Genomic DNA, 24,513 nt, shown 5'->3' with positions numbered 1-24,513 from the left:
CGGAAAGAAAGTGTTGATCTGACCGCCTCGTCTCGACGTAAACAGCCGGCATGTGCGGACGCTATGCGATCACCCTACCTCCTGAAGCCATGCGCGAGGCCTTCGGCTATCGCGAGCAGCCGAATTTCCCGTCGCGCTACAATATCGCGCCGACGCAGCCGATTCCTGTCGTGCTGCCGCATGACGGGGCGCGGCGCTTCCTGCTGATGCGCTGGGGCTTCATCCCAGGCTGGGTCCGGGACGCCAAGGATTTCCCGCTCGTCATCAATGTGCGCAGCGAGAGCGCGGCCGAGAAGCCCTCCTTCCGCAACGCGCTGACGCGCAGGCGTTGCCTGCTGCCGGCCGATGCCTTCTATGAATGGCGGCGCAGCGGCTCCGGCCGCCAGGCGCAAAACGAGGCCTTCCTGTTCCGCCGGCCGGATCGCGGCTTCTTCGCCTTCGCCGCGCTGTGGGAGACCTGGCATTCGCCGGATGGTTCCGAGATCGACACGGTGGCGATGATGACCGGGCCGGCCAACGGCCTGATGGCGCCGATCCATCACCGCAGCCCGATCATCCTGGACCCTGATGACCATGACGCGTGGCTCGATCCTCAGAGCACCCCGCAGCAGACGGCCCGGCTGCTGAAGCCGCCGCCGGACGATCTTCTGGAGGCCATCGCCATCGGCAGCGCCGTCAACAAGGTCGCCAACGACGCGCCGGAGGTACAGCTGCCTCTCGCCGACCTGCCTCGATCCGAACCGAGCGAAGAGCCGAAGCGTCATGCGCGCAAAGCGGCCCGGCCTCCCGCCGATGATGGGCAAGGCAGCCTGTTCTAGGGCCGGAATCATGCTCTGATCGTTGCAGAAGACGACGAGGAGACGAAGCATGCACGGCCGCCGCCCCACCATGACCTCCCGCCACGGCATGGTCGCCGCGGCCCATCCACTGGCGGCACAGGCCGGCGCGCGCGTCCTGGCGCAGGGCGGCAACGCCTTCGATGCCGCCGCCGCGACCGCCGCCGCGCTCAACGTCGTCGAACCCTTCATGTCGGGCCTCGCCGGGATGGGCTTCGCGACGATGTGGGTCGCGGCCGAGCAGCGCGTGCGCGTGCTCGATTTCGTGCCGCCGGTGCCTGCGAGCTTCCCGGCCGGGCGCTTCAGCAAGCGCACGGACCTCGAGCGCGGCGCGCTCGCCGTCGCCTCCCCCGGCAATCTCGCCGGCTGGTGCGAGCTCGTGAAGAGCTATGGCCGCAAGTCGCTGCCTGATGTCTTCGCGCCGGCGATCGCTCTGGCGCGGGACGGTTTCGCGCTGGCCGAGTTCGGCGCCGCGGAGTTCGAGGAGAACGACCCGCTGCTGAAGACCTATCCCGCTCTCTATCCGGCCTGGTCCGCGAACTATCAGCCCGGTGGCGAGACTCTGCATCTCGGCTCGCTGCTGGTCCAGTCCGATCTTGCCAGGACGTTGAGCGAGATCGCCCAGAAGGGACCCGATCATTTCTACCGCGGCGCGCTGGGCGAGCGCGTCGTCGCGCATCTGCAGGCGCTCGGCGGCTCACTGACCATGGCCGATCTCGCCGCGGTGAAGACGGTTTGGCGCGAGCCGCTGGCGGCTTCCTATCGCGGGCTTTCCGTGCATGTGCCGCCGCCGTCCTGCGAAGGCTTCCAGTTCCTGCTGACGCTGCGCCTCCTCGATGGGCTCGATCTCGCCGCCCTGCCGAAGGATGGGCCAGATCATCTCGACCTCGTCTACCGTGCGATCCGCCTCGCCGCCGGCGAGCGCATCGCCCACAACAATCCGAGCCCGGAGAAGCTTGCCGAGATGCTATCAGACGCTTCGATCGAACGGCTGCGCAAGCGTCTCACAGACGGCAAGCCGGTGACCGGGCCGACCGAGCAGTGGACGCCGCAGGAGAACGAGGATCCGGCGCACACGACCTCGTTCTCGATCGCCGACAGCGAGGGCAACCTGATCTGCATCACGCAGAGCCTCGGCAGCCCGTTCGGCAGCGGCGTGGTCGTGCCGGGCACTGGCCTGTGCCTCAACAACTTCCTCTATTGGGCGGATGTGCAGCCGGAGAGCCCGAACCGCTCCAAGCCCGGCGATGCGCTGCCTATGTGCATGTCTCCGTCCATCTCGACCCAGGACGGCAAGCCGGTGCTCGCGCTCGGCACGCCCGGCAGCTACGGCATCATGCAGACGCAGGCGCAGGCCATGGTGCAGCATCTCGCCTTCGGCCTGCCGCTGCAGGACGCGATCGAGGCGCCGCGCGCCCGGCTCTGGGATGGGCGCCTCGTCGAGATCGAGAACCGGATCGTGCCCGAGACCATCGCCGAGCTCATACGGCGCGGGCACGACGCCAGGGCTTTCGATGTCGGCTGGACGATGCGCTGCGGCGGCATGCAGGCGGTTGCGTTCGATCCGGCGACCGGCATCTTCACCGGGGCCGCCGATCCGCGCCGCGACGGCTACGTCGCGACGCCGTAGGGCATTTTGCGAGGAATCTCCCCGTCATTCCGGAGCGATCCAAAGGATCGAGTCCGGAACCCAGAACCGATGCCGCTCATCGAGAAGATGTAGACGACCAGCCCGCGTTACGATGGGGCGCATCGGTTCTGGGTTCCGGGCTCATGGCTTCGCCATGCCCCGGATGACGGGGCGGCTCCAAGGGCAGCCCAGCCGGGAAATCTCAGGCGACGATCTCGCCGCGGAAGGCCCAACGGGTCATCCGCCGCTCGACCAGCGCGCAGAGCGCATAGAGCGCCATGCCCATGATGGCGATGGAGAACAGGCCGGCGAAGGTCGTCGGCGCGTCGTTGCGCGCGCCGGCTGAGAGCATCAGGAAGCCGATACCGCGATTGCCGCCAACCGTCTCAGATAGGACCGAGCCGACGAAGGCGAGCGTCACCGCGACCTTCAGGCTGGCAAAGAGATAGGGCATGGCGCGGGGCACGCCGACCTTGGTCAGGATCTGCCATTGGCTCGCGCCGAGCGAGCGCATCACGTCGCGCATTTCCGGCTCGATGGTGGCGAGCCCCGTGGCGACGTTCACGACGATGGGGAAGAAGGAGATGACGAAGGCGGTGATCACCGCCGGCAAGGCGCCGACGCCGACCCAGATCATCAGGATCGGTACGATGGCCACCTTCGGGATCGCGTTGAAGGCGATCAGCAGCGGGTAGAGACCCGAATAGACGAAGGGCGAGGCGCCGATGGCAAGGCCGAGCAGCAGGCCGAAACCGATCGCCAGCGCGAAGCCGATCAGGGTGGTCCAGAGCGTCTCCAGGCAGAAGCGCAGCAGGATGTCCCAGCGCAGGATCATCGTCTCGATGATCCGCGTCGGGCGCGGCGCCAGAATCTCCGGCACATCGAAAACGATGCAGGCCAGCTCCCAGATCAGCAGCAGGCCGATCATGGCGAGCCAGGGCATGGCGACCAGCAGCAGGCGCCTTTGCGTCTCGGTCATCGGACTACTCCGTCATTCCGGGGCATGCCGCAGGCATGAGCCCGGAACCCATGAACACCGTGGGAGCCGGAGCAGGCGCAAGTCGCCGTCGCGCTTCATCAAGCAGCGGCGTGTTCATGGGTTCCGGGCTCGCCGCTGACGCGGCGCCCCGGAATGACGGCGAGCGGCCATGAGCGCAAGTCATGGTCACGCATGCTCCAGATGGATGCGCTCGCGCAGCTCGTGGACGATGTCGACGAACTCGACCGTGAAGGTCGTCTCCAGCGTGCGCGGGCGGGGCAGCTCGATCCTGCGGATCTTGACGATCTTCCCTGGGCGGCGGCTCATCACGTAGACGGTGTCGGCGAGATAGACCGCCTCGCGCAGGTCGTGCGTCACGAGCACGGCGGTGAAGCGGCGCTCCATCCAGAGCTTCTGCATCACGCCCCAGAGCTCCTCGCGCGTGAAGGCGTCGAGCGCGCCGAAGGGTTCGTCGAGCATCAGGATGTCGGGGTCGTGGACGAGCGCCCGGCACAGGCTGGAGCGCTGCTGCATGCCGCCCGAGAGCTGCCACGGGTATTTCTCGCCGAAGCCGCCGAGGCCGACCGAGGCCAGCAGCGCCTCGACGCGCGCGACATATTCGGCCTTGTTGGCGCGGAAGCGCCGCTTATGCGGCTCGACCACCTCGAGCGGCAGCAGGATGTTGTCGAGCGTCGTGCGCCAGGGCATCAGCGTCGGCGCCTGGAAGGCCATGCCGACGCCGCGGATCGGACCCTTGACCAGCTGCCCGTGGACCCGGACCTCGCCGCCGGTGGGCGGCAGCAGCCCGGTGACGAGCTTCATCAGGGTCGACTTGCCGCAGCCGGAAGGCCCGACCACGGCGATGAACTCGCCCTTGGCGATGGAGAGCGTCGCATCCTCCAGCGCCTGCATGCGCGAAGGGCCGCTGCCATAGGCGAGACTGACCTGACGCAGCTCGACGAGAGGCGGTTCTGTTGTCACGGCCATCCGGGCGTCATTCTCGGGCTTGCCCCGAGAATCTCGGGAAGGAAGGGCTCCAAGGAGATGGCCGGGTCAGGCCCGGCCATGACGGCAGCGGTCAGGGCGCGACCATCCGCTCGGCCTTCGGTGGCAGGAACTTGCCGGTGAAGACCTTGTCCGGCTCGGGAGCCGCAGGCAGGCCGAAGGCTTCGGCGACGTCCTTGACCGAGCGGGCGAAGCGGGCCGGCTCGACATCGCCCATGCCGTTTTCCTTCACGAAGGGCGTCAGCACGTTCAGCCTCAGCGACATGTCGAGGCGCTCGGTTTCCAGCTTCTCGTCGATCAGCGGGTCGCGCTTCTTGGCGGCGGCGATGCCGAGCGCCGGATTGGCAGCGACCTCCTTCCAGGCCTTGGCGGTGGCGCGCAGGAAACCGGTGACGACCTCGGGCTTCGCCGCCAGCGCCGGCGAGACGATGATGCCGTTGCCGTACACGTCCATCTTGAAGTCGGAATAGTTGAACGAGACGACGTCCTCCGCCTTTACGCCGCGCGCCTTCAGGTCGAGGATCGACGAGAAATAGTGGCCGGAGATGAAATCGACCGTGCCCTGCACCAGCGATTGCTCGCGCAATTGCGGCGTCAGGTTGACGTGCTGGACGCTCGCGGCGTCGAGCCCCACCTTCTTGGCGAAGGCCGGGAAAAGCCGGAACGAGGCGTCGAAGACGGGGGCGCCGAGCTTCTTGCCGGCGAGATCGGCCGGCTTGGCGATGCCGCTCTTCTTCAGCGCATGGACGCCGAAGGGCGGGAAATCATAGGCCATGAAGACGCAGAGGATCTCCTTGCCCGCGTTTTTGGCGTTGTACTCGATCAGCGAGTTCACATCGGCGAAGCCGATGTCGTAAGCGCCTGTGGCGACGCGCTGGACGGCGCCGGCCGAGCCCTGGCCGGGATCCATCGTGACGTCGAGCCCCTCGGCCTTGTAGTAACCCTTGTCGAGCGCGACGAGGAAGGGCGAGGTCGGCCCCTGGAAGACCCAGTCGAGCGTGAATTTGATCGGGGTCTGGGCGGCCACGGGCATCGCGCCGGCCAATGCAGCCGCTCCGACCAAAGCCGCGCCGACAAGGCCGCGCCGCGTCGGCCCGAAGCCTTTCGCCCATGCGCAATTCGACAGCATCCGCGCCACGCCGATCATTCCAGCCAACCCCTCATGTTTTCTTTATGGGCCGAAGGCTAGAGACGCGGCGAAAAGCGGTCAATCAGGCGGAAGACTGGTACTGCCATTTTTTTAGGCAGAGAGGCTCGGAGGAGTATTTGCGCGCGGCAGGCTGCCCATTAAGCTGCCGTCATTCTCGGGCGGAGCGAAGCGCAGACCCCAGAACCTCTGGCTGAACGAGGCGCTGGAACCTCCTGCGGCAGATGCTCGGGCCAAGCCCGAGCATGACGTGCGCCCAGCGGGCTCAGCCCTGCGCCAGCACCGAGCCCGGGTTCAGAATCCCTTTCGGATCGAGCGTCTTCTTCAGCGTGCGCATCAGATCGAGCTCGACCGGATCCTTCACGCCCGGCAACAGGTCGCGCTTGAGGCGGCCGATGCCGTGCTCGGCCGAGATCGAGCCATGCAGCTCGGTGACGATGGCATGCACCGCCTCGTTCATCTCGCTCCAGCGGGCGAGATAGGCGGCCTTGTCGGCGCCCACGGGCTGGCTGATGTTGAAATGGATGTTGCCGTCGCCGAGATGGCCGAAAGGCACCGGCCTGCAGCCCGGCACCATCGCCTCCACCACCGCGATGGCGCGCTTCAGGAACTCCGGCGTGGCATGGATCGGCACGGAGACGTCGTGCTTGATCGAGCCGCCCTCATAGGTCTGCACCTCCGACATCATCTCGCGCAGCTTCCAGAAATCGGCCCGCTGGGTCAGCGAGCCGGCGAGCGCGGCGTCGGTGACGATGCCCTTCTCCAGGGCCTCGCCGAGGAAGGCCTCGACATGCTCGTCGAGCCCGGCGGCAACTTGAGCCGAAACCTCCATCAGCACATACCAGAGCGACGGCTCCGAGAGCGGGTCGCGCGCGCCTGAGGCGTGGCGCAGGACGAATTCGAGCCCGACGCGCGGCATCAGCTCGAAGGTGGTGAGCGTGCCGCCTGCGCCGGCCTTGGCATCGTTCAGCAGCTCCAGCGCCGCTTCCGGGCTGGGCACGGCGAGGAAGGCCGTGGCGCGCGCCGCCGGCAGCGGGAAGAGCTTGAGCACCGCGGCCGTGATGATGCCGAGCGTGCCTTCGGCGCCGATGAAGAGGTTCTTCAGATCGTAGCCGGTGTTGTCCTTGCGGAGCTGGCGCAGCCCGTTCCAAATGCGGCCGTCCGGCAGCACCACTTCCAGGCCCATGCAGAGTTCGCGGGCATTGCCATAGGCGAGCACGGCGGTGCCGCCGGCATTGGTGGCGAGGTTGCCGCCGATCGTGCAGGAGCCCTCGGAAGCGAGCGAGAGCGGGAACAGGCGCCCGGCAGCCTCGGCCGCATCCTGCGCCCGCTTCAGGGTGACGCCGGCCTCGACGATCATCGTATCGCCTTCGGTGTCGACGGTGCGGACCTTGTCGAGGCGCTGCAGCGAGAGGATGATCTCCCTGCCATCCGCGGTCGGGATCTGGCCGCCGACGAGGCCGGTATTGCCGCCTTGCGGCACCAGCGTCGTGCCGGTCTCGGCCGCGAGCTTCACCAGCTCGGCAACCTCAGCTGTGGAGCCGGGGCGAACGATGCCTTGAGCCTTGCCACGGAAGAGATCGCGCCACTCCTTGAGATAGGGCACCATCGCGTCGGCATCGGTGATGACGTTCTTCGCACCGACGATACCGGCCATGCGATCGAGAATTGCACTCATCCTGAAGCCCTGCCCTCAGCCCTTCTTGCCGCGCCGGAAGACGCCGACAAGTTCGACATGGGCGGAATAGCGGAACTGGTCGACCGGTGTCACGCCTTCCAGCGCATATCCGCCCGCAGCCAGCGTCGCAGCGTCGCGCGCGAAGCTGCCGGCGTCGCAGGAGACGTAGATCACGTCCCTGACCTTCGAGGCCGCCAATCGCTTGACCTGCGCCTCCGCACCGGCGCGCGGCGGATCGAGCACGATGGCGTCGAAGCCGTTGAGCTCATGCTCCAGCAGCGGACGGCGGAAGAGATCGCGCGTCTCGGTCGTGATGGGCTTGAGGCCTTGCGTCGCCCCTGCTCCCCGGCTCAGCGCCAGCGTCGCCGCCTTGTCGCTCTCGATGGCGAGGACCTGCATGCGCTCGGCGAGGCGGAAGCTGAACGGGCCGCAGCCGGCGAAGAGATCGGCGACGCGTTTGCCCTTCGGCAGCGCCGCCATGACGAGCCCGGCCAGAATCTCCTCGCCCGCTGCCGTCGCCTGCAGGAAACCGCCTGCGGCCGGCGCGACCAAAGCCTTGCCCATATGCTGCAAGGGCGGGCGACGCTCGACGACGATCTCGCCATGGTTGGAGAGCCGTGCGAGATCGAGCCGTTCCGCGAGTTGGGTCAAGGCGAGCCTGAGCTTGTCGCCGAGCGGGCCATGGCCACGCATATCGACATCGAGCCCGGCTTCGGAGGCGGTGATCTGGATATCCAGCGGCTTGTTCGCTCCGCCCATGCGGTTCGCCAGCATCTGCGCGACGGCCGGCGCCCGCGCCAGCCCCGGCGCCAGAACCGGGCAGGCTTCGACGGCGATCAGTTCATGGCTGCGCGCCGCCATGAAGCCGACCAACATGGTCTCGCCCTGCCGGCGGGCATGGAAGGTGACGCGGCGACGGCCCTCGCCATGGGCATCGATCAGATCGGCGACAGGCGCCTCGACGCCGGCGCGGCTCAGTGCCGTCACGACCTGCCGGCGCTTCCATTCGCGATAGAGGCCGGGCGCCATGTGCTGCGCGGCGCAGCCGCCGCACCGGGTAAAGAGCGGGCAGATCGCGGCGATGCGGGAAGCGGAGGGCGCGATGATCTCGACGAGCTGGCCGCGCTCGCCATCGACCACGGCACGCACCGTCTCGCCCGGCAACGCATAGGGCACGAACACCTGGCCGGAAGGCGCCTGCACGACGCCGTCGCCGCGCTGTCCGAGGCGATCGATGACCAGCGTCTCGTTCATGGCAAGTTTCGGTGCGGAACCCTGCGGCGGATTCGTACGGACGGCGGGCATGATGACAATTTCCGGCACGGCGCCGGCCTGCTGATGACGGGAACAAGGCTTTCGCCTATCAGGTCGAGGACGAATTGGGAAATTTCGCCATGACCATCCGCGACGGCGTCATCGAAGCCATCGGCAACACCCCGCTCATCAAGCTCGGGCGCGCCTCGGCGGAGACCGGCTGCGCCATCCTCGGCAAGGCCGAGTTCATGAATCCCGGTCAGTCGGTGAAGGATCGCGCCGCGCTCGCCATCATCCGCGACGCCGAGGCGAAGGGGCAGCTCAAGCCGGGCGGCGTCATCGTCGAGGGCACGGCGGGCAATACCGGCATCGGCATCGCGCTCGTCGGCAACGCGCTGGGCTATCGCTCGGTGATCGTGATCCCCGATACGCAGAGCCAGGAAAAGAAGGACATGCTGCGGCTCGCCGGCGCGACGCTGGTGGAGGTGCCGGCCGCGCCCTACGCCAACCCGAACAACTATGTGAAGGTTTCCGGCCGGGTCGCCGAAGAGCTGGCCAAGAGCGAACCCAACGGCGCCGTCTGGGCCAACCAGTTCGACAATACCGCCAATCGTCAGGGCCATATCGACACGACCGGCCCGGAGATCTGGGATCAGACGGCCGGCAAGGTCGACGGCTTCATCTGCGCCGTCGGCTCGGGCGGCACGCTCGCGGGCGTCGGCATCGCCCTCAAGGCGCGCAATCCGAAGGTGACGATCGGGCTCGCCGACCCGATGGGCGCGGCGCTCTACTCCTATTACACGAGCGGCGTGCTCAAGTCGGAAGGCTCGTCGATCACCGAGGGCATCGGCCAGGGGCGGATCACTGCCAACCTCGAAGGCCTGGCCGTCGATGCCGCCTTCCAGATCCCGGATGCGGAGGCGGTGCAGATCGTCTTCGATCTGCTGGAGCACGAGGGGCTCTGCCTCGGCGGCTCCTCCGGCATCAACGTCGCCGGCGCGATCCGGCTGGCGAAGCAGATGGGTCCCGGCCACACCATCGTGACCGTGCTCTGCGACTACGGCACGCGCTACCAGTCGAAGCTGTTCAACCCGGAATTCCTGCGCTCGAAAGACCTGCCGGTGCCGGGCTGGCTGGAGCGGGACGATGCCAGCCTCAAGCAGGTCATGTCGAAGGTGCTGGCGTAAGAGCCGACGGCCTCGCCGGGCGCCCGGGCCATTTTGCCAGAAAAGTGATTTCCACCGGGCTGCAACAGTTCTAGCCTGCCCTTTGGTTATCCCGCGATCGACGAGGTGGTCGCATGGCAGTCCCGAATGTCAGGTTCGCCGCTTCGGTGGCTCCGGAACAACGGCCTCGCGACGCTGTCGCCGAACCGGGCCACGTCCATGCGGCCGGCGTCGTCGCTTCGAGCGTCTATGCCCATGGCGTGCGCATCGCCGATATCCCGGTGGAGGAAGCCGGGGACTGGGCGCAGAAGGACGGCCATGTCGTCTGGATCGGGCTGCTGGAGCCCGAGGCCGCCCTGCTCAAATGCGTGCAGCAGCAGTTCAACCTGCATCCCCTCGCTGTCGAGGACGCGACGAACGCCCATCAGCGCCCGAAGCTTGAGCAATATGGCGACGCCCTGTTCGTGGTGGCGCGCACCGCGCAGTTGATCGAGGGCCGCATCGCCTTCGGCGAGACGCATATCTTCGTCGGCCGCGGCTACATCGTCAGTGTGCGCCACGGTGCCTCGACCTCGTACACATCGGTCCGGCAGCACTGGGAAACCTGCCCGACCTCGCTGGCGAAGGGCGAGGACTTCATCCTCTATGCGATCCTCGATTTCATCGTCGACAACTACATGCCGGTGCTCGAGGCGATCCATGAAGAGGTCGAGGAGATCGAGGACATGGTCCTCGCCAGGCCGATGGCGCGTGCCGATATCGAGCGGCTCTACATGCTCAGGCGCGATCTGCTGCGCCTGCGCAACGCCATCGCGCCGCTGGTCGATGTCTGCCAGCGGCTGACCAATGGCAGCGTGCCGCAGGTGCGGCCGACGCTCGCGCCGATGTTTCGGGACGTCACCGACCATGTCCGCACCGTGCAGGAGAAGATCGACAGCCTGCGCGAGGTGCTGGCCTTCGCTTTCGAAGCGAGCCTGCTCGTCGGCCAGGGCCAGGAGAATGCGATCACCAAGAGGCTGGCGTCATGGGCCGCCATCCTGGCGGTCCCGACGGCCGTCGCTGGCGTTTACGGCATGAATTTCAAGAACATGCCGGAACTCGAGCTGCATTACGGCTACTACGCCGTGCTGTCGGTCATCGTCACGTCCTGCGCCATCCTGTACTGGCGCTTCAAGCGCAATGGCTGGCTGTAGCGGGCGGCGATTTCCGACAGCGTTATCCGTCAGCGCAGGGGCCAGACCAGCAGGATCATCGGCACGGCCAGCAGGATGACGATAAGCGAAAGCGGGGCGCCGAGACGGGCATAGTCGCTGAACCGATAGCCGCCCGGCCCCATCACCAGCGTGTTGCACTGGTGGCCGATCGGCGTGAGGAAGTCGCAGGCGGCGCCGATGGCCACCGCCATCAGGAAGGCATCGGGATTGTAGCCGAGATTTTTGGCGAATCCGGCGCCGATCGGCGCCATGACCAGCACCGTCGCGGCGTTGTTGAGGAAGGGCGTCACCGCCATCGCGCCACCAGGATCAGCGCGACCGAGGCCCAGCCAGGCAACCCGCCGCCGATCGTGGCGAGCCAGGAGGCGAAGAGATCGGTGGTGCCCGTGCTGCGCAAGGTGTCGCTGACGGGGATCAGCGCCGCCAGCATGAGCAGGATAGGCGCGTCTATGCTCTGATAAGCCTCGCGCAGCGGCACGCAGCGGCAGGCGATCAGCAGGACAGCCGCCGCGAAGAAGACGAGCGGCACAGGGGCCAAGCCGGCGGCGAGAGCTATGATGGCCGCCAGCACGATCGTCACGGTCAGCACCACGCGGCGTGTCGAGCCCAGCGGCACGAGCCGGTCGGCAAGCGGCAGTAGCGCCAGTTCCGAGAGCTTCTCCGGCAGGAGCTTCTCGTCGCCCTGGATGACGACGATGTCGCCGGCTCGCAGCCTGATGTCGCGCAGCCGCTGGCTGAAGCGCTCGCCGGAACGGCTGATCGCCAGCATGTTGACGCCGAAACGGCTGTGCAGCGCCATGTCGCCGGCCGACTGACCAATGAGCACCGAATCCGGCCCGACGATCGCCTCGGCGATGCGGTCGGGGTCCAGCGCGTCGCCCTTCTGCGTCGGGCGGTCCTTGCCGATGAGATCGAGCCCGCCTTCCGCGACGACGCGCTCCAGCACGGCGGCGTCGCCGCGCAGCAGCAGGATGTCGCCGGCCCGCAGGCCCGCATCCGGCAGCGGCGCCTGCACGCGCCGCTCGTTGCGCAGGATCGAGACGATCTCGGCGCCACTGCCGGCGATGGCCTTGAGGTCGGCGACCGTCCTGCCGGCGAGCGGCGACTTCTCGCCGAGCTTCGCCTCGGTGAGATAATCCTTGATGTCGATCGCCTGATCGAGCGAGACCGCGCCGCGCCGGTCGCGCGGCAGCAAACGGTAGCCGACACTGAGGAAGATGCAGCCCGCCAGCGCCACGACGATGCCGACGGGAGCGAAATCGAACATCCGGAAGGGCTCGCCGCCAAGCTCCTGCCGCACACGCGCGACGATGACGTTCGGCGAGGTGCCGACCAGCGTGACGATGCCGCCGAGCAGCGAGCCGAAGGCCATCGGCATCAGGAAGACCGAAGGCGATTTCCCGTCCTTGCGCGCGAGCTGATAAGCGATCGGCAGCATCATCGCGAGCGCGCCGATGTTCTTGATGATCGCCGACATGATGGCGACCATGAAGACGAGCAGCGGCACCTGCAGCTGTGTCGAGCTCAGGCGCGAGCCGAGCCTGGCGAACAGCCGCTCAATGATGCGGGAGCGCGCCACGGCGGCGCTCAGCACCAGCGCGCTGCCGACGATGATGACGATGTCGTCCGAAAAGCCCTTGAAGGCGTCCGCGGTCGGGACCAATCCGAGCGCGACGCCGAGCAGCAGCGCCAGCATCGCGACGATGTCGTAGCGCAGGCGGCCCCACAGGAAGGCCGCCATCATGCCGGCGACGAGGAGGACGGAGAGAATCTGAGGCTGGGTCATCCGGTCGTCAGGGCAGCCGCCGCAAGCCTGGCTTCAGAGCCATTTCTTCCAGCGAAAGAGCAGATAGGGCAGCACGGCGAACAGGATCATCAGCCCGATCGCCAGGGGGTATCCCCATTGCCACTCCAACTCCGGCATCGTCTTGAAGTTCATGCCGTAGATCGAGGCGATCAGCGTCGGCGGCATCAGCGCCACGGAGACGACCGAGAACAGCTTGATGATCTTGTTCTGCTCGATCGAGACGAGGCCGAGCGTGGCGTCCAGCATGAACTGCAGCTTGTTGGAGAGGAAGGTGGCGTGCTCCTCGATGGCCTGCACGTCGCGCACGGCCGAGCGCCATTCGGCCGAGAAGCCGGTCTGCGCCTTCTTCGGCCGGGTGTAGTTGGCGGACAGGAACAGCAGCACGCGCTCGACCGACATCATGCTTTCGCGCACGTTCGAGATGATGTGTTCGTGCTGGCCGATATGCTGGATCACCACCTGATACACGCCGCCCCGTTCGACATCCTGGCCGCGGCCGGCGAAGATTCGCCGCGACGCCATGTCGACCTTGTCGCCGACCCCGCGCAGCACTTCTGCGGCGCGGTCGACGATCGCCTCGATCAGCCCGTCGAGCACCGCTTCCGGCTGCGGGCCGCAGCCGCCGGGCTTGGTGGCGCGGTTGAGGAAGATGTTGAAGGCGCCGGGTTCGTCATAGCGCACCGTCACCAGCGCCTTCTCCGTGAGGATGAAGGTGACATCAGCCAGTTTGGGGACGATCGTCTCGGACTGGCAGATGACGCGCGCCGTCATGTAGCGCGCGCCGTTCTCGGTATAGATGATCTCGGAAGGCTCGAGATCGTGCATCTCCTCGCGTGTCGGGATGGAGATGCCGAGATGCTGCTCGACCCGCCGGTCCTCCTCGGGCGTCGGATTGAGCAGGTCGATCCAGACCGCCTCGGCCGGAAAGGCCTCATCGAGCCCGAGCTCGGCATGGCGAAGCTTGTTGCGCGAATCGGGGCAGATGCCGTGGATCATCAGCATGGGCACGAATCTCGCTGCACGGTCAGGATGGAGACCGGCAGGAACGCTGATCCGAGGGCGATGTCAAACCGATGACGCCTCAGACCCCGCCCTTGACGCCCTGCGGGGGCTTGCTGTCGGCCGGCACGAAGAAGTCCGGCATGAGCGGCACCGAGGGATCGACGCGATAGGGCGTGAAGTCGGTGACGCCCTCGCCGGCCATGAAGCTGTCATCGATCAGGAAGTTGCCGGAAAACTCCCGCGACGGCTTCGAGAAGATCATGTGCGCGGCATCGGCGAGGATCTCCGGTGTCCGGCTCGCCTGCACCATCTTGTCGCCGCCGAGCAGGTTCTGGACCGCGGCGGTGGCGATCGTCGTACGCGGCCAGAGCGCGTTGACGGCGATCCCCTTGGAGGCGAGCTCCCCGGCGAGGCCGAGCACGCACAGGCTCATGCCGTATTTGGCGATGGAATAGGCCAGGTGCGGCGCGAACCAGTGCGTCTTCATGTCGAGCGGCGGCGAGAGCATCAGGATATGCGGATTCTCGGCCTTCTCCAGATGGGGAATGGCGTATTTCGAGACCATGAAGGTGCCGCGCGTATTGATCTGCTGCATCAGATCGAAGCGCTTCATGTCGGTCATCTGCGTGTTGGTCAGCGAGATCGCGCTGGCGTTGTTCACGACAATGTCGATGCCGCCGAAGGTCTCGGCGGTCCTGGCGATCGCCTCCGCAACGCTCTGCTCGTCGCGAACGTCGACCATCAGCGGCAGGCACTTGCCGCCGGCCGCCTCGATCTCGGCGGCGGCGGTATAGATCGTGCCCTGCAGCTTCGGATGCGGCTCGGCGGTCTTGGCGGCGATCGTGATGTTCGCGCCGTCGCGAGCCGCCTTGATGGCGATGGCGAGCCCGATGCCGCGCGATCCCCCGGTGATGAAGAGCGTCTTACCCTTGAGCGACATCGCCGCCTCCCTGTTCGTTCGTAATGACGTAGCGGCCCGGCTGCGAGCCGTCCCGGTCGGTGAAGCCGTATTCGCGCGCGAGATCAGCGACATGGAGGACTCGGCCCGCATGGCGCGCCAATTCGGGATCTGCTACCAGCGCCGCGACGGCACGGCCGGCATAGAGCGGCGTCTCGGTCGTCTCGGCTGCGAGACCCGCATCGCGGACGCGCTCGGTCAGGACATGGCCGGGCGAGAGCCCGAGCGCGGTCACTCCGAACGGCCGGAGTTCCTCGGCCATTGCATAGGTCAGCCGGTTCATCGCCGCCTTGGCAAGATCGTAGAAGACGTCGCCGAGATAGCCGGTCTCGGTATCGAAGCTCACGGTGACGATGAGGCCGGAGCGCATCTGCGCCATGGCCGGCGCCACAGCCCGCGCCAGCAAGAGCTGCGCATAGACGCCGCTCTCGAAGCTCTCGCCCAGTCGCGCGGCGGGGCGGCGCCAGAAGGGCGTGCCGAATGCCGAGCCATCGGGATAACGCTCGCCATCATAGCCCTCGTTGCCGCCCCAGACCGCATCGACGACGCAGTCGAGCCGGCCGAAACGGCGCAGCGCCCAGGCGACGAGCCCGTCGACCTCCCGCTCGCTGGTGTGGTCGCAGCGATAGGGATGGCCCTTGCCGCCGGCCGCCTCGACCTCGCGCGCGGCGTCCTCGAAGGTCTCCGGCCGCTGGTCGGTGTGCGGACCGGCTTCGCTGGAGCGCCCGGTTACGATGACGGTCGCGCCCGCTTCGCCCAGCGCCCGCGCAATGCCACGCCCGAGTCCACGCGATGCGCCCGCGACGAGGCAGATGCGGCCGGCGAGCGGGGGAGAAACGGCGGTCATGGCTCCAGGCACCGCCAGGCTGCCGATCCGGACTGCGCGATCTTATAGGCGCTATCGTCATTCCGAGGCTTCGCGCAAGCGAAGAGCCCGGAACCCAGAACCGATGTGCTTGGACAAGGAAACGATCCGTCTCCGCACGCTTCCTTATACAAGGCGTCGGTTCTGGGTTCCGGGCTCACCGCTTCGCGGCGCCCCGGAATGACTGCGCGGATTGAACAAAAACGAGCTAGCCACGCTCCGCCCTCTGCTCTATAGCCCCGCTCCCCTCGCAGCGGAGCAGCATCATGGACAGAACGCATGTAGCGGCGTGCTGGGAGGCCAATGCCGAAACCTGGACGCGGCATGCCCGCGCCGGCTACGACCTCTATCGCGATCTGCAGAACACCCCGGTCTTCCTGGCGAACCTGCCTGATATCGCCGGGTTGAACGGCCTCGACATCGGCTGCGGCGAAGGTGGCAATACGCGCAAGCTCGCCGAGCGCGGGGCGCGGATCACGGCGATCGACATCGCGCCGACCTTCATCCGCCATGCCCGCGAGGCCGAGGCGCAGGCGCCGCTGGGCATCACCTATCTGGAGAGCGACGGCACCGCCCTGCCCTTCGCCGACGACAGCTTCGACTTCGCGACCGCCTTCATGTCGCTGATGGACATGCACCGGCAGGATCTCGGCATCGCCGAGGCCGCGCGCGTGCTGAGGCCAGGCGGTTTTCTGCAGTTCTCGATCCTGCATCCCTGCTTCGCGCCGCCGAACCGCAAGGTCCTGCGCGATGCGCAGGGCAACGTGACCGGGCTGCTCATCACCGAGTATTTCAGCGATCCCGCCGGAGCGATCGAGGTCTGGCGCTTCGGCGCGGCGCCCGAGCACGAGAAGGCGGGCGTCGAGCCCTTCCGCGTCCCTCGCTTCCACCGCACGCTGAGCGAATGGGTCGCGATGATCGTCGCCGCCGGCCACACGATCGAGCACATGGCAGAGCCGAGCGTCGATGCGCAGACCGCGGAAGCCAAGCCCTATCTGGCCGATACGCTGATCGCGCCGCTGTTCCTGCATATCCGCGCCCGCAAGGGCGCCGCCGCCTGAACCGGACGCCGCAGCGCTCACGCCGCGAAGACCGCAGCCGCGTCGGCGATGGCGCCCGCGCCCTCCGTCACCGCGAGTTCGAGCGCCGGCGCCTCGGTCGCGATGCATTCGGCATAGAAGCGGGCCGTGGCGAGATCGCCGGTGCCGTCCGCCTCGGAGCGGGTCGCGAGCGCCTTCTTCGCCAGTCCCGTGCCGCCCTGCGCCAGCGCGAAGAGCTTGAGGTAGGGCGTCGCGCCGGCCAGCGCGTCCGCCGGCTTCGTGCCGATCGCGCCCAGCATCCATTCGGTGGCGCTCTCCAGGGCATCGACGGCTGCGCCGAGGCGGGCGGCCGTATGGCCGAAGCCCGGCGTGTTGGCGCGCTCGACCTCACTGACGACAGAGCGCATCTCGGTGATCAGCGCATGGACCGCGTCCCCGCCCGAAAGCTGCAGCTTGCGGGTGACGAGGTCGATCGCCTGGATGCCGTTGGTGCCCTCATAGATCGCGGCGATGCGGGCGTCGCGCAGATGCTGGGCAGCGCCGGTCTCCTCGACGAAGCCCATGCCGCCATGGACCTGCACGCCGGTCGAGGCGACGTCGATGCCGATATCGGTGGCATAGGCCTTGGCGACGGGGGTGAGGATCGCGGCGCGCTCGGCGGCCACCTTGCGCCCGGCTTCATCCGTCTCGCGATGCGAGCGATCGAGCGCCTCCGCCACCAGATAGGAGATCGCCCGCGCGCCCTGCGTCTTGGCGCGCATGTCCATCAGCATGCGGCGAACGTCGGGGTGGACGATGATCGAGCTCATCGGCGCGCCCTTCGGTGCGTCGAGCGCCGCACCCTGCTTGCGATCATGGGCGAAGGCGAGCGCCTGCTGATAGGCGCGCTCGGCGATGGCAACGCCCTGCAGCGCGACATTGAGCCGGGCGTTGTTCATCATCGTGAACATGCAGGCGAGGCCGCGATTTTCCTCGCCGATCAGCCAGCCGATCGCGCCGTCCTTGTCGCCGAAAGCCATGGAGCAGGTCGGCGAGGCGTGGATGCCGAGCTTGTGCTCGATGCCGGAGCAGCGCAGGTCGTTATGCGCGCCGAGCGAGCCGTCGGCATTGACCAGGAATTTCGGCACGAGGAAGAGCGAAATGCCGCGCGTGCCGGGAGGGGCATCGGGCAGGCGCGCCAGCACGAGATGGACGATGTTCTCGGTCAGGTCGTGCTCGCCATAGGTGATGAAGATCTTCTGGCCGGTGATGCGGTAGGTGCCGTCCGGCTGGCGCTCGGCCTTGCTGCGGAGCGCGTTGAGATCGGAGCCCGCTTGCGGCTCGGTCAGGTTCATCGTGCCCATCCACTCGCCCGAGACGAGCTTGGCGAGATAGGTCTCCTTTAGATGATCCGAGCCATGGGCATAAATCGCCTCGATGGCGCCGACCGTCAGCAGCGGGCCGAGCGCGAAGGCGAAGGCGGCCGAGTTCCACATCTCGATGCAGGCCGATTGCAGCAGCGTCGGCAGGCCCTGCCCGCCATAGGCCTCCGGCCCCGGCAGCGCATTCCAGCCGGCCTCGGCCCAGGCCTTGTAGGCTTCCTTCCAGCCTGGCGGGGTGGTGACCGCGCCGTCCTTCAGCTTCGAGCCATAGGCGTCCCCGACCCGGTTCAGCGGCGCGATGACGTCGGCGGCGAATTTCGCGGCTTCATCCAGCACGGCCTCGGTGACGCCGCCCTCCAGCTCCGGGGTCAGCCCGTCGGCGATCAGCCGGTCGAGGCCTGCGACATGGCGCATGGTGGCGAGCATGTCGGAAACCGGGGCGCGATAGCTCATAGGTCGTCTCCCTGAGGCCGGCGCTGACCCTGAAGGACGCCACAGCCCGCTTTTGCCGTTGCCGCGATGGTAGCGAGGAACTATCGCCTATGCCACGCCGGCCAAGCGCGACCTTCGTTCCGTGTCGTGCCTGCCAGTTAGTTTATATGTAAACGATATCCGGTCAATCTCGCCTTGAGCCAAGCCCTGCCCGCCTCCCGCCCGACCAAGCTCCTCTCAGCCGACGCCGTCGGTATCGCGGAGGCGGCGGCGCTGCTGCGCGCGGGCGGGCTCGTCGCGATGCCGACCGAGACCGTCTACGGGCTCGCCGCCGATGCGACCTCCGGCACGGCCGTCGCCGGCATCTATGCCGCCAAGGAGCGGCCGAGCTTCAACCCGCTGATCTCGCATCTGCCCGATCTCGCCAGCGCGCGCCGGCAGGGACTGTTCGACGCCAATGCGTTGGCGCTGGCGCAAGCCTTCTGGCCGGGGCCGTTGACGCTGGTGGTGCCGGCATCGTCCGGCTGCACGGTGAGCGAACTGGCGCGGGCGGGCCTGCCCTCCGTTGCGCTGCGCGTGCCGGCCCATCCCGTGGCGCATGCCGTTCTCGAAGCGGCCGGCCGGCCGATCGCGGCGCCCTCCGCCAACCGCTCCGGCCGGATCAGCGCCACCAGCGCCCAGCATGTCCTCGCCGATCTCGACGGACGGATCGACGCCATCATCGATGCCGGCCCGACCGAGGTCGGCGTGGAATCGACCATCGTCGCTTGCCTTGACGGCGCGCCGCGGCTGCTGAGGCCGGGCGGCGTGCCGCGCGCGGCCATCGAGCATCTGATCGGGCGCCCGCTGGTGCTGGCGGGTGAAGCCGGGAATGCGCCGATCGCGCCGGGCATGCTCAGCTCCCATTATGCGCCGGCGGCGCGGGTCCGGCTCGATGCCGATGCACCCGAGGACGGCGAGGCCTGGCTCGGCTTCGGGCCGGGGCCGGATGTCCCGGCCTCGCTCAACCTCAGCCCGGCCGGCGATCTGCGCGAGGCCGCCAGCAATCTCTTCGGCTATATGCGCCGGCTCGACGAGATGGGCCCCCGGACGATCGCCGTCGCGCGCATCCCCGAGCACGGACTTGGCGAGGCCATCAACGACCGGCTGCGGCGCGCGGCGGCACCGCGCTAGCGTTCCGCTCTCTCGGATTTGAATTCCTCCAGCTTGCATCGATGCAAGATTTCGGCTTGCGTGGGCGCTGGAGGAAGCAACAACAATGAATGCCAAGCTCGCCTGGGACGATTTCCGGCTGGTCAAGGCGATCGCCGACCATGACGGGCTGACCGGGGCGGCCGGAGCGCTGTCTGTCAACCATTCCACGGTGTTCCGGCGCCTCGGACAGATCGAGGAGATCGTCGGCATGCCGCTCTTCGAGCGGCGCAAGACCGGCTATGTCGCGACCGTGGCCGGGGCCGAGATGGCCGCGCTGGCGAGCCGCATGGACGAGGACGTCACGGCCTTCGCCCGCCGCCTCGCCGGGCGGGACGTCGCGCCTTCGGGCGAACTGCGCATCACCACGACCGACACGCTCTATCAGAACGTGCTGCTGCCGATCTTCGCGGCCTTTCGCCGGGCGCATCCGCTGATCCGGCTCGATGTCGTCGTCGGCAACCAGGCGCTCAACCTGTCGAAGCGCGACGCGGACATCGCCATCCGGGCGAGCGACACTCCGGGCGAGACGCTGGTCGGCCGGCGCATCGCCACCATCGCATGGGCGATCTATGGCCGCAGCGAGGATGGCGTGACGGCCGAGGAAAAGGCCGACCCGACGCTGCTCTACCAGCGCGACTGGGTCGCTCTCGGCGACCAGCTCTCGCATGTGAAGGCCGCCCGATTCGTGCGCGAGCATGTCGCGCCGGAGCGGATCGCGCTGAAGAGCTCGGCCGTGCTCGGCATTGCGGAAGCGGTCGAGCATGGCGTCGGCATCGGCCCGGTGCCCTGCTTCATCGCAGACCAACGGCCAAGGCTCACGCGACTTTCACCGCCGAACTCCGATTTCGCGACGGGCCTGTGGGTGCTGACCCATCCCGACATCCGCCACGTCCCGCGCGTACGCGCCTTCATGGATTTCTGCAGCGGCGAGCTTGCCCGGCAGCGGGCACTGTTCGAGGGGTAGGCTAGCCAATCTCGACGACGACTCGGCCCTTCACCTTGCCCTCGACGATGGCCCTGCCCGTCTCGATCACCGCCTCCAGCGGGATCGTCGTGGTGATCAGGGCGAGCTTGTCGCGGTCGAGATCGGCCGCGAGGCGCTGCCAGGCTTCGAGCCGGCGCGGCTTCGGGCACATCACCGAATCGACGCCGAGCAGCGCGACGCCGCGCAGGATGAAGGGCGCGACGGAAGCCGGCAGGTCCATGCCCTGCGCCAGGCCGCAGGCGGCGATGGCGCCGCCATATTTCGTCATCGAGAGCAGGTTCGCCAGGGTATGCGAGCCGACAGCATCGACACCCGCAATCCAGCGCTCCTTGCCGAGCGGCCGGCCGGGCGCGGCGAGCTCGTTGCGATCGATGATCTCGGCCGCGCCGAGGCTCTTCAGATAGTCGGCCTCCTCGGCACGGCCGGTCGAGGCGATGACGTGCCATCCGGCCTTGGCCAGCAGCGTGATCGCGACCGAGCCGACACCGCCCGCCGCGCCGGTGACCACGACCGGCCCATCGGCAGGCTTGAGCCCATGCCTTTCGAGCGCCAGCACGCAGAGCATCGCGGTGTAGCCGGCGGTGCCGACCGCCATCGCCTCGGCGGGCGTCAGCCCTTCCGGCAGCGGCACCAGCCAGTCGCCCTTGACGCGGGCTTTCTGGGCGTAGGCGCCGAGATGCGTCTCGCCGGTGCCCCAGCCATTGAGGACGACGAGATCGCCGGGCTTGAAATCAGGGTTGTCGGAGTCCTCAACCCGGCCGGCGAAGTCGATCCCGGGAATCATCGGCCAGCGGCGCACCACCGGCGCCTTGCCGGTGAGCGCGAGCCCGTCCTTGTAGTTCACCGTGGAATGGGTGACGCGGACGGTGACGTCGCCCTCCATCAGGTCGCTCTCGGCGAAATCGGTGAAGGCGAGATTCGGCCCGGCCTCGCCCTTGGTCGCCACGAGGGCCTTGAACGTCGTCATCACCGTCTCCCGAACCGCTGAAAGCGCAACGACCGACAAGGTTGCAGCGGCGGCCCGCCGCCGCAACCCCGCAGATCGTGCGCCCAAGCTGTTCCGGATCAGGCCGGCTGCGCCTCCGGCCTCTGCACCGGCCGCTCGACGATGGGCAGGTTGATCAATGCCGAGGCCACGCCGAGCGCGACCGAGAGCCACCAGACGAACTGGTAGTTGCCCATCGATTCGTAGAGCACGCCGCCGAGCCAGACCCCGAGGAACCCGCCGACCTGATGCGAGAAGAAGGCGAAGCCATAGAGCATCGCCATGTATTTCGTGCCGAACATCAGCATGACCAGCGAGGATGTCGGCGGCACGGTCGAGAGCCAGAACAGGCCGATGACGACGCCGAAGGTGATCGCGGTCGTCGGGCTTGGCGGCAGCATGATGAAGGCGGCGATCGCGACTGCGCGCCCGAGATAGATCCAGGCCAGCAGATGGCGCTTCGGCATCCGCGTCGAGAGCCAGCCGGAGGAGAGCGAGCCGACCGCGTTGGCGAGGCCGATCACCGCCAGCGTCCAGCCGCCGACCCAGGCCGGCAGGCCGGCATCCTTGAGATAGGCCGGCATGTGCACGGTGATGAAGGCGAGTTGGAAGCCGCAGGTGAAGAAGCCGAGCACCAGCAGCACGTAGCTGCGATGCTTGAAGGCCTCGGTCAGCGCCTGCACGATCGTCTGGTTCGGCAGATTGGCCGCGGCGGCGCCTGCCGCAGCGCCCGTCTTGCGCGTCGCCATGACGATCGAGATCGGCAGGATCGGCAGCAGCGTGAACGCGAAGACCACCAGCGCCTGCTGCCAGCCCAACGTGTCGATCAGGATGTTGCCGATCGGCGGGAAGAGGAACTGGCCGAAGGAGCCAGCCGCCGTGCCCGCGCCGAAGGCCATCGGCCGCCATTGCTCGGGCAGGAGCTTGCCGAAGGCGGCGAGCACGAGGTTGAACGAGCAGGCAGAGAGGCCGAAGCCGATCAGCACGCCCGCGCCGAAATGGAGCTGGAGCGGGGTGGTGGCATAGGCCATCGTCACGAGGCCCGCTGCATAAAGAAGCGCGCCGACGCAGAGCACGCGCACCGTGCCGTATCGGTCGGCGATCGCACCGGCAAAGGGCGCGCCGAGGCCCCAGAGCAGGTTCTGGATCGCCAGTGCCAGACTGAAGGTGTCGCGCCCCCAGTGGAACTGCAGCGTCATCGGGATCTGGAAGAGGCCGGCGCTGGCTCGCGGCCCGAAGGTGATCAGGGCGATCAGGCAGCCGGCGGCGACGATGACCTCCGGAGCGTAGCTGCGCGCTGGAGCAGGCGTCATGGATATCTCCGGGGAGTCGCGACGAGTCGAATGTGTGGCTACACGTTATCGCCCTGTCCAGGCGCCAACCAGCGCGATTTCGTGACGTTTGGCATCACGGAGCGGCATGGAATGGCGCGCATGGCGGCGGCGTTAACCGCCGCTCAACCTTACCGAGGCGATAACGGATTCCAACGAAGGCGCGCGGGTTGTCGGCTGCGTCTTCGTTCCGTGCGATCGGGACGGGTGTGTCGCTTTGAGTCATTGGCGTCAGCACAGGCATGGGCGAGGTGCGCGCCCGCTCGGCATCAAATGGGCCGCGAACACGGTCGCGCCCTGGGCGCTGTCGGTCGGGCTGCTCGTCTCCTTCACCGCGTCTGCCGGCCAGAATTTCGGGCCGACCGGCCTGCCCTCCAGCGCCATCGTGCGGGCCGCGCCCGGCCCGGCCTCGGAACTCGCCGAAGGACCGTCGATGCTGGTCGCAGCCAGCGCCTTCCGCCTGCCCGGTCTCGCGCTGACCTCCGCCGTCACCCAGGCCAAGCTCTCCTTCGAGGATCCGGAGCGGCGCGTCGTCGTCGATCCCCGCGCGCCGCGCGAGGACCTCAAGCGCACAGTGGCAACTTTCCCCGAGGTCGACCGCAGCGCCAAGGGCGACCTGCTGCCGAACCTGCGGCCCGGCCTCACCGAACATCCTTCCGTCGAACTGGAACGCGTCGTCTTCGGCGACACCCAGCCGAAGCTGATCTCGGGCGGCTTCTCGATCGACGCCATGCGCGCTGCGGAAGCCGTCGACGGGCCACAAACCGGTTTCGAGCCCTATGCCAACGAGGAAGGGCTGACCGATCCGGCGCTGTCGGATTCCTCGCCGGTCTCGCTCAAGCCGAAGATCACCTCGGCGCGACAGGCCGAGCTCCATCTGGAAAGCATCGACGGCTCCTCGCCTTCCGTGCAGGAGGCGAGCCGGCAATCCTCGTCGACGCCGCTGGTCGGCTCGGTCATCGGCACGCTGACGCCGCCGGCCCTGCCCTCCCACGGCGCGCCGCAGCAGCGCGGGCGCATCGCGCTCGCCCCGGCGCCGGCCCCGACCAACCGCGACCTGCGCCTGGCCGAGCCCGGCGTAAAGCAGGACTACACCGCGTTGATCGCGCCGGAAAACATGGCGAAGGAACAGCGCTGCCTGGCGGAAGCAGTCTATTTCGAGGCGCGTTCGGAATCGCTTCTGGGACAGGCCGCGGTGGCGCAGGTGGTGCTCAACCGGGCCAAGAGCGGCCTCTATCCGAGCAGCGTCTGCGGCGTCGTCTACCAGAACAGCAACCGCTACCTCGCCTGCCAGTTCACCTTCACCTGCGAGGGCAAGTCGCTGCGGATCACCGAGCCCGGCCCCTGGCGCGACGCGGTCAGGATCGCGCGCGAGGTCTATGACGGAACGACCTACCTGCCGGAGGTCGGCGCCTCCACGCACTACCACGCAAACTATGTCCGGCCGTACTGGGCAAAGAAGCTGAAGAAGATGGACACGATCGGCCAGCACGTGTTCTACCAGCTTCGGCCGGGCCAGACCTGATCGCTAAAAATCGAGCGTTTCCATTCACTTGAAGGCAATGTGAGTGAAATCGGCACAAGGCCGGACTTGGTTAATTTTACCTTGTTTTAGCGTTTACCTTGCGTTCATCACTTCAAGCG

Annotated in this window: 19 protein-coding genes and 1 pseudogene; 8 read left to right on the top strand and 12 right to left on the bottom strand. The window is 67.6% G+C overall.

The genetic code is table 11. From position 1 onward, the window contains the following. Positions 1–50: 50 nt before the first annotated feature. Both AC1DVA_RS04580 and AC1DVA_RS04575 read left to right on the top strand, forming a co-directional pair. Positions 51–818, top strand: coding sequence for an SOS response-associated peptidase (locus AC1DVA_RS04580; RefSeq protein WP_476805121.1), 768 nt, complete (start codon positions 51–53; stop codon positions 816–818). A gap of 49 nt (positions 819–867) precedes the next feature. Further along, a complete protein-coding gene (locus AC1DVA_RS04575) occupies positions 868–2,466 on the top strand; it encodes a gamma-glutamyltransferase family protein (RefSeq protein ID WP_476805120.1) in 1,599 nt (532 codons plus the stop codon). A 202-nt stretch (positions 2,467–2,668) separates the two neighbouring features. Here AC1DVA_RS04575 and AC1DVA_RS04570 read toward each other — a convergent pair whose 3' ends face one another. The 5 genes from AC1DVA_RS04570 to AC1DVA_RS04550 all read right to left on the bottom strand — a co-directional run bounded on the left by AC1DVA_RS04570 (position 2,669) and on the right by AC1DVA_RS04550 (position 8,529). Further along, a complete protein-coding gene (locus tag AC1DVA_RS04570; RefSeq protein ID WP_265052340.1) occupies positions 2,669–3,445 on the bottom strand; it encodes an ABC transporter permease in 777 nt (258 codons plus the stop codon). A 186-nt stretch (positions 3,446–3,631) separates the two neighbouring features. After that, positions 3,632–4,432 carry an ABC transporter ATP-binding protein gene (locus AC1DVA_RS04565; RefSeq protein WP_476805119.1) on the bottom strand — a complete coding sequence of 267 codons (801 nt, stop codon included), beginning with the start codon at positions 4,430–4,432 and terminating at the stop codon, positions 3,632–3,634. Between the two features lie 91 nt (positions 4,433–4,523). Continuing rightward, positions 4,524–5,597 carry an ABC transporter substrate-binding protein gene (locus AC1DVA_RS04560; protein ID WP_476805118.1) on the bottom strand — a complete coding sequence of 358 codons (1,074 nt, stop codon included), beginning with the start codon at positions 5,595–5,597 and terminating at the stop codon, positions 4,524–4,526. Positions 5,598–5,862: 265 nt separating this feature from the next. Beyond that, positions 5,863–7,275 carry an FAD-binding oxidoreductase gene (locus AC1DVA_RS04555; RefSeq protein ID WP_476805117.1) on the bottom strand — a complete coding sequence of 471 codons (1,413 nt, stop codon included), beginning with the start codon at positions 7,273–7,275 and terminating at the stop codon, positions 5,863–5,865. Positions 7,276–7,290: 15 nt separating this feature from the next. Continuing rightward, on the bottom strand, positions 7,291–8,529 hold the full coding sequence (locus AC1DVA_RS04550) for a class I SAM-dependent RNA methyltransferase (protein ID WP_476805116.1): 1,239 nt from the start codon (positions 8,527–8,529) through the stop codon (positions 7,291–7,293). Between the two features lie 140 nt (positions 8,530–8,669). Between AC1DVA_RS04550 and AC1DVA_RS04545 the strand changes: the two genes are divergently transcribed. Further along, complete coding sequence (locus AC1DVA_RS04545; protein ID WP_476805115.1) at positions 8,670–9,716, top strand: cysteine synthase A; 1,047 nt, start codon at positions 8,670–8,672, stop codon at positions 9,714–9,716. A 113-nt stretch (positions 9,717–9,829) separates the two neighbouring features. Continuing rightward, positions 9,830–10,888 carry a magnesium/cobalt transporter CorA gene (corA, locus tag AC1DVA_RS04540; RefSeq protein WP_476805114.1) on the top strand — a complete coding sequence of 353 codons (1,059 nt, stop codon included), beginning with the start codon at positions 9,830–9,832 and terminating at the stop codon, positions 10,886–10,888. A 29-nt stretch (positions 10,889–10,917) separates the two neighbouring features. On the opposite strand, the pseudogene AC1DVA_RS04535 reads toward corA, so the two are convergent. From AC1DVA_RS04535 to AC1DVA_RS04520, 4 genes and pseudogenes are all read right to left on the bottom strand, one after another. Then, positions 10,918–12,695 (bottom strand): annotated as a pseudogene (locus AC1DVA_RS04535) (SLC13 family permease). 33 nt (positions 12,696–12,728) lie between these two features. Beyond that, positions 12,729–13,718, bottom strand: coding sequence for a magnesium transporter CorA family protein (locus AC1DVA_RS04530; protein WP_265052334.1), 990 nt, complete (start codon positions 13,716–13,718; stop codon positions 12,729–12,731). A 79-nt stretch (positions 13,719–13,797) separates the two neighbouring features. Then, a complete protein-coding gene (locus AC1DVA_RS04525; protein WP_476805113.1) occupies positions 13,798–14,658 on the bottom strand; it encodes an SDR family oxidoreductase in 861 nt (286 codons plus the stop codon). Continuing rightward, complete coding sequence (locus AC1DVA_RS04520; protein ID WP_476805112.1) at positions 14,642–15,523, bottom strand: SDR family NAD(P)-dependent oxidoreductase; 882 nt, start codon at positions 15,521–15,523, stop codon at positions 14,642–14,644. Before AC1DVA_RS04520 ends, AC1DVA_RS04525 begins: the two co-directional genes overlap by 17 nt. Positions 15,524–15,807: 284 nt before the next feature. Here AC1DVA_RS04520 and AC1DVA_RS04515 point away from each other — a divergent pair, with 284 nt between their 5' ends. Further along, a complete protein-coding gene (locus tag AC1DVA_RS04515; RefSeq protein WP_476805111.1) occupies positions 15,808–16,602 on the top strand; it encodes a class I SAM-dependent methyltransferase in 795 nt (264 codons plus the stop codon). Between the two features lie 17 nt (positions 16,603–16,619). Here AC1DVA_RS04515 and AC1DVA_RS04510 read toward each other — a convergent pair whose 3' ends face one another. Continuing rightward, entirely contained in the window at positions 16,620–18,395 is a 1,776-nt protein-coding gene (locus tag AC1DVA_RS04510; protein ID WP_476805110.1) for an acyl-CoA dehydrogenase, read from the bottom strand. Between the two features lie 174 nt (positions 18,396–18,569). Between AC1DVA_RS04510 and AC1DVA_RS04505 the strand changes: the two genes are divergently transcribed. Together AC1DVA_RS04505 and AC1DVA_RS04500 are read left to right on the top strand one after the other, a co-directional pair. Beyond that, on the top strand, positions 18,570–19,547 hold the full coding sequence (locus tag AC1DVA_RS04505; protein ID WP_476805109.1) for an L-threonylcarbamoyladenylate synthase: 978 nt from the start codon (positions 18,570–18,572) through the stop codon (positions 19,545–19,547). 85 nt (positions 19,548–19,632) lie between these two features. Next, on the top strand, positions 19,633–20,532 hold the full coding sequence (locus tag AC1DVA_RS04500; protein ID WP_476805108.1) for a LysR family transcriptional regulator: 900 nt from the start codon (positions 19,633–19,635) through the stop codon (positions 20,530–20,532). A 1-nt stretch (position 20,533) separates the two neighbouring features. On the opposite strand, the gene acuI is transcribed toward AC1DVA_RS04500, so the two are convergent. Both acuI and AC1DVA_RS04490 read right to left on the bottom strand, forming a co-directional pair. Next, positions 20,534–21,520 carry an acrylyl-CoA reductase (NADPH) gene (gene acuI / locus AC1DVA_RS04495; RefSeq protein ID WP_476805107.1) on the bottom strand — a complete coding sequence of 329 codons (987 nt, stop codon included), beginning with the start codon at positions 21,518–21,520 and terminating at the stop codon, positions 20,534–20,536. A 98-nt stretch (positions 21,521–21,618) separates the two neighbouring features. Beyond that, positions 21,619–22,851, bottom strand: coding sequence for an MFS transporter (locus tag AC1DVA_RS04490; protein ID WP_476805106.1), 1,233 nt, complete (start codon positions 22,849–22,851; stop codon positions 21,619–21,621). 235 nt (positions 22,852–23,086) lie between these two features. On the opposite strand from AC1DVA_RS04490, the gene AC1DVA_RS04485 reads away from it, so the two are divergent. Further along, the gene (locus AC1DVA_RS04485; RefSeq protein WP_476805105.1) at positions 23,087–24,394 is read left to right on the top strand and encodes a cell wall hydrolase; all 1,308 of its coding nucleotides are present in this window, start codon (positions 23,087–23,089) and stop codon (positions 24,392–24,394) included. Positions 24,395–24,513 lie beyond the last annotated feature (119 nt).

The sequence above is a fragment of the Allobosea sp. P4_C6 genome, assembly GCF_056402015.1.
Note: the sequence above shows the minus strand (reverse complement) of the source record. Positions and strands in the feature narration are given on the sequence as shown.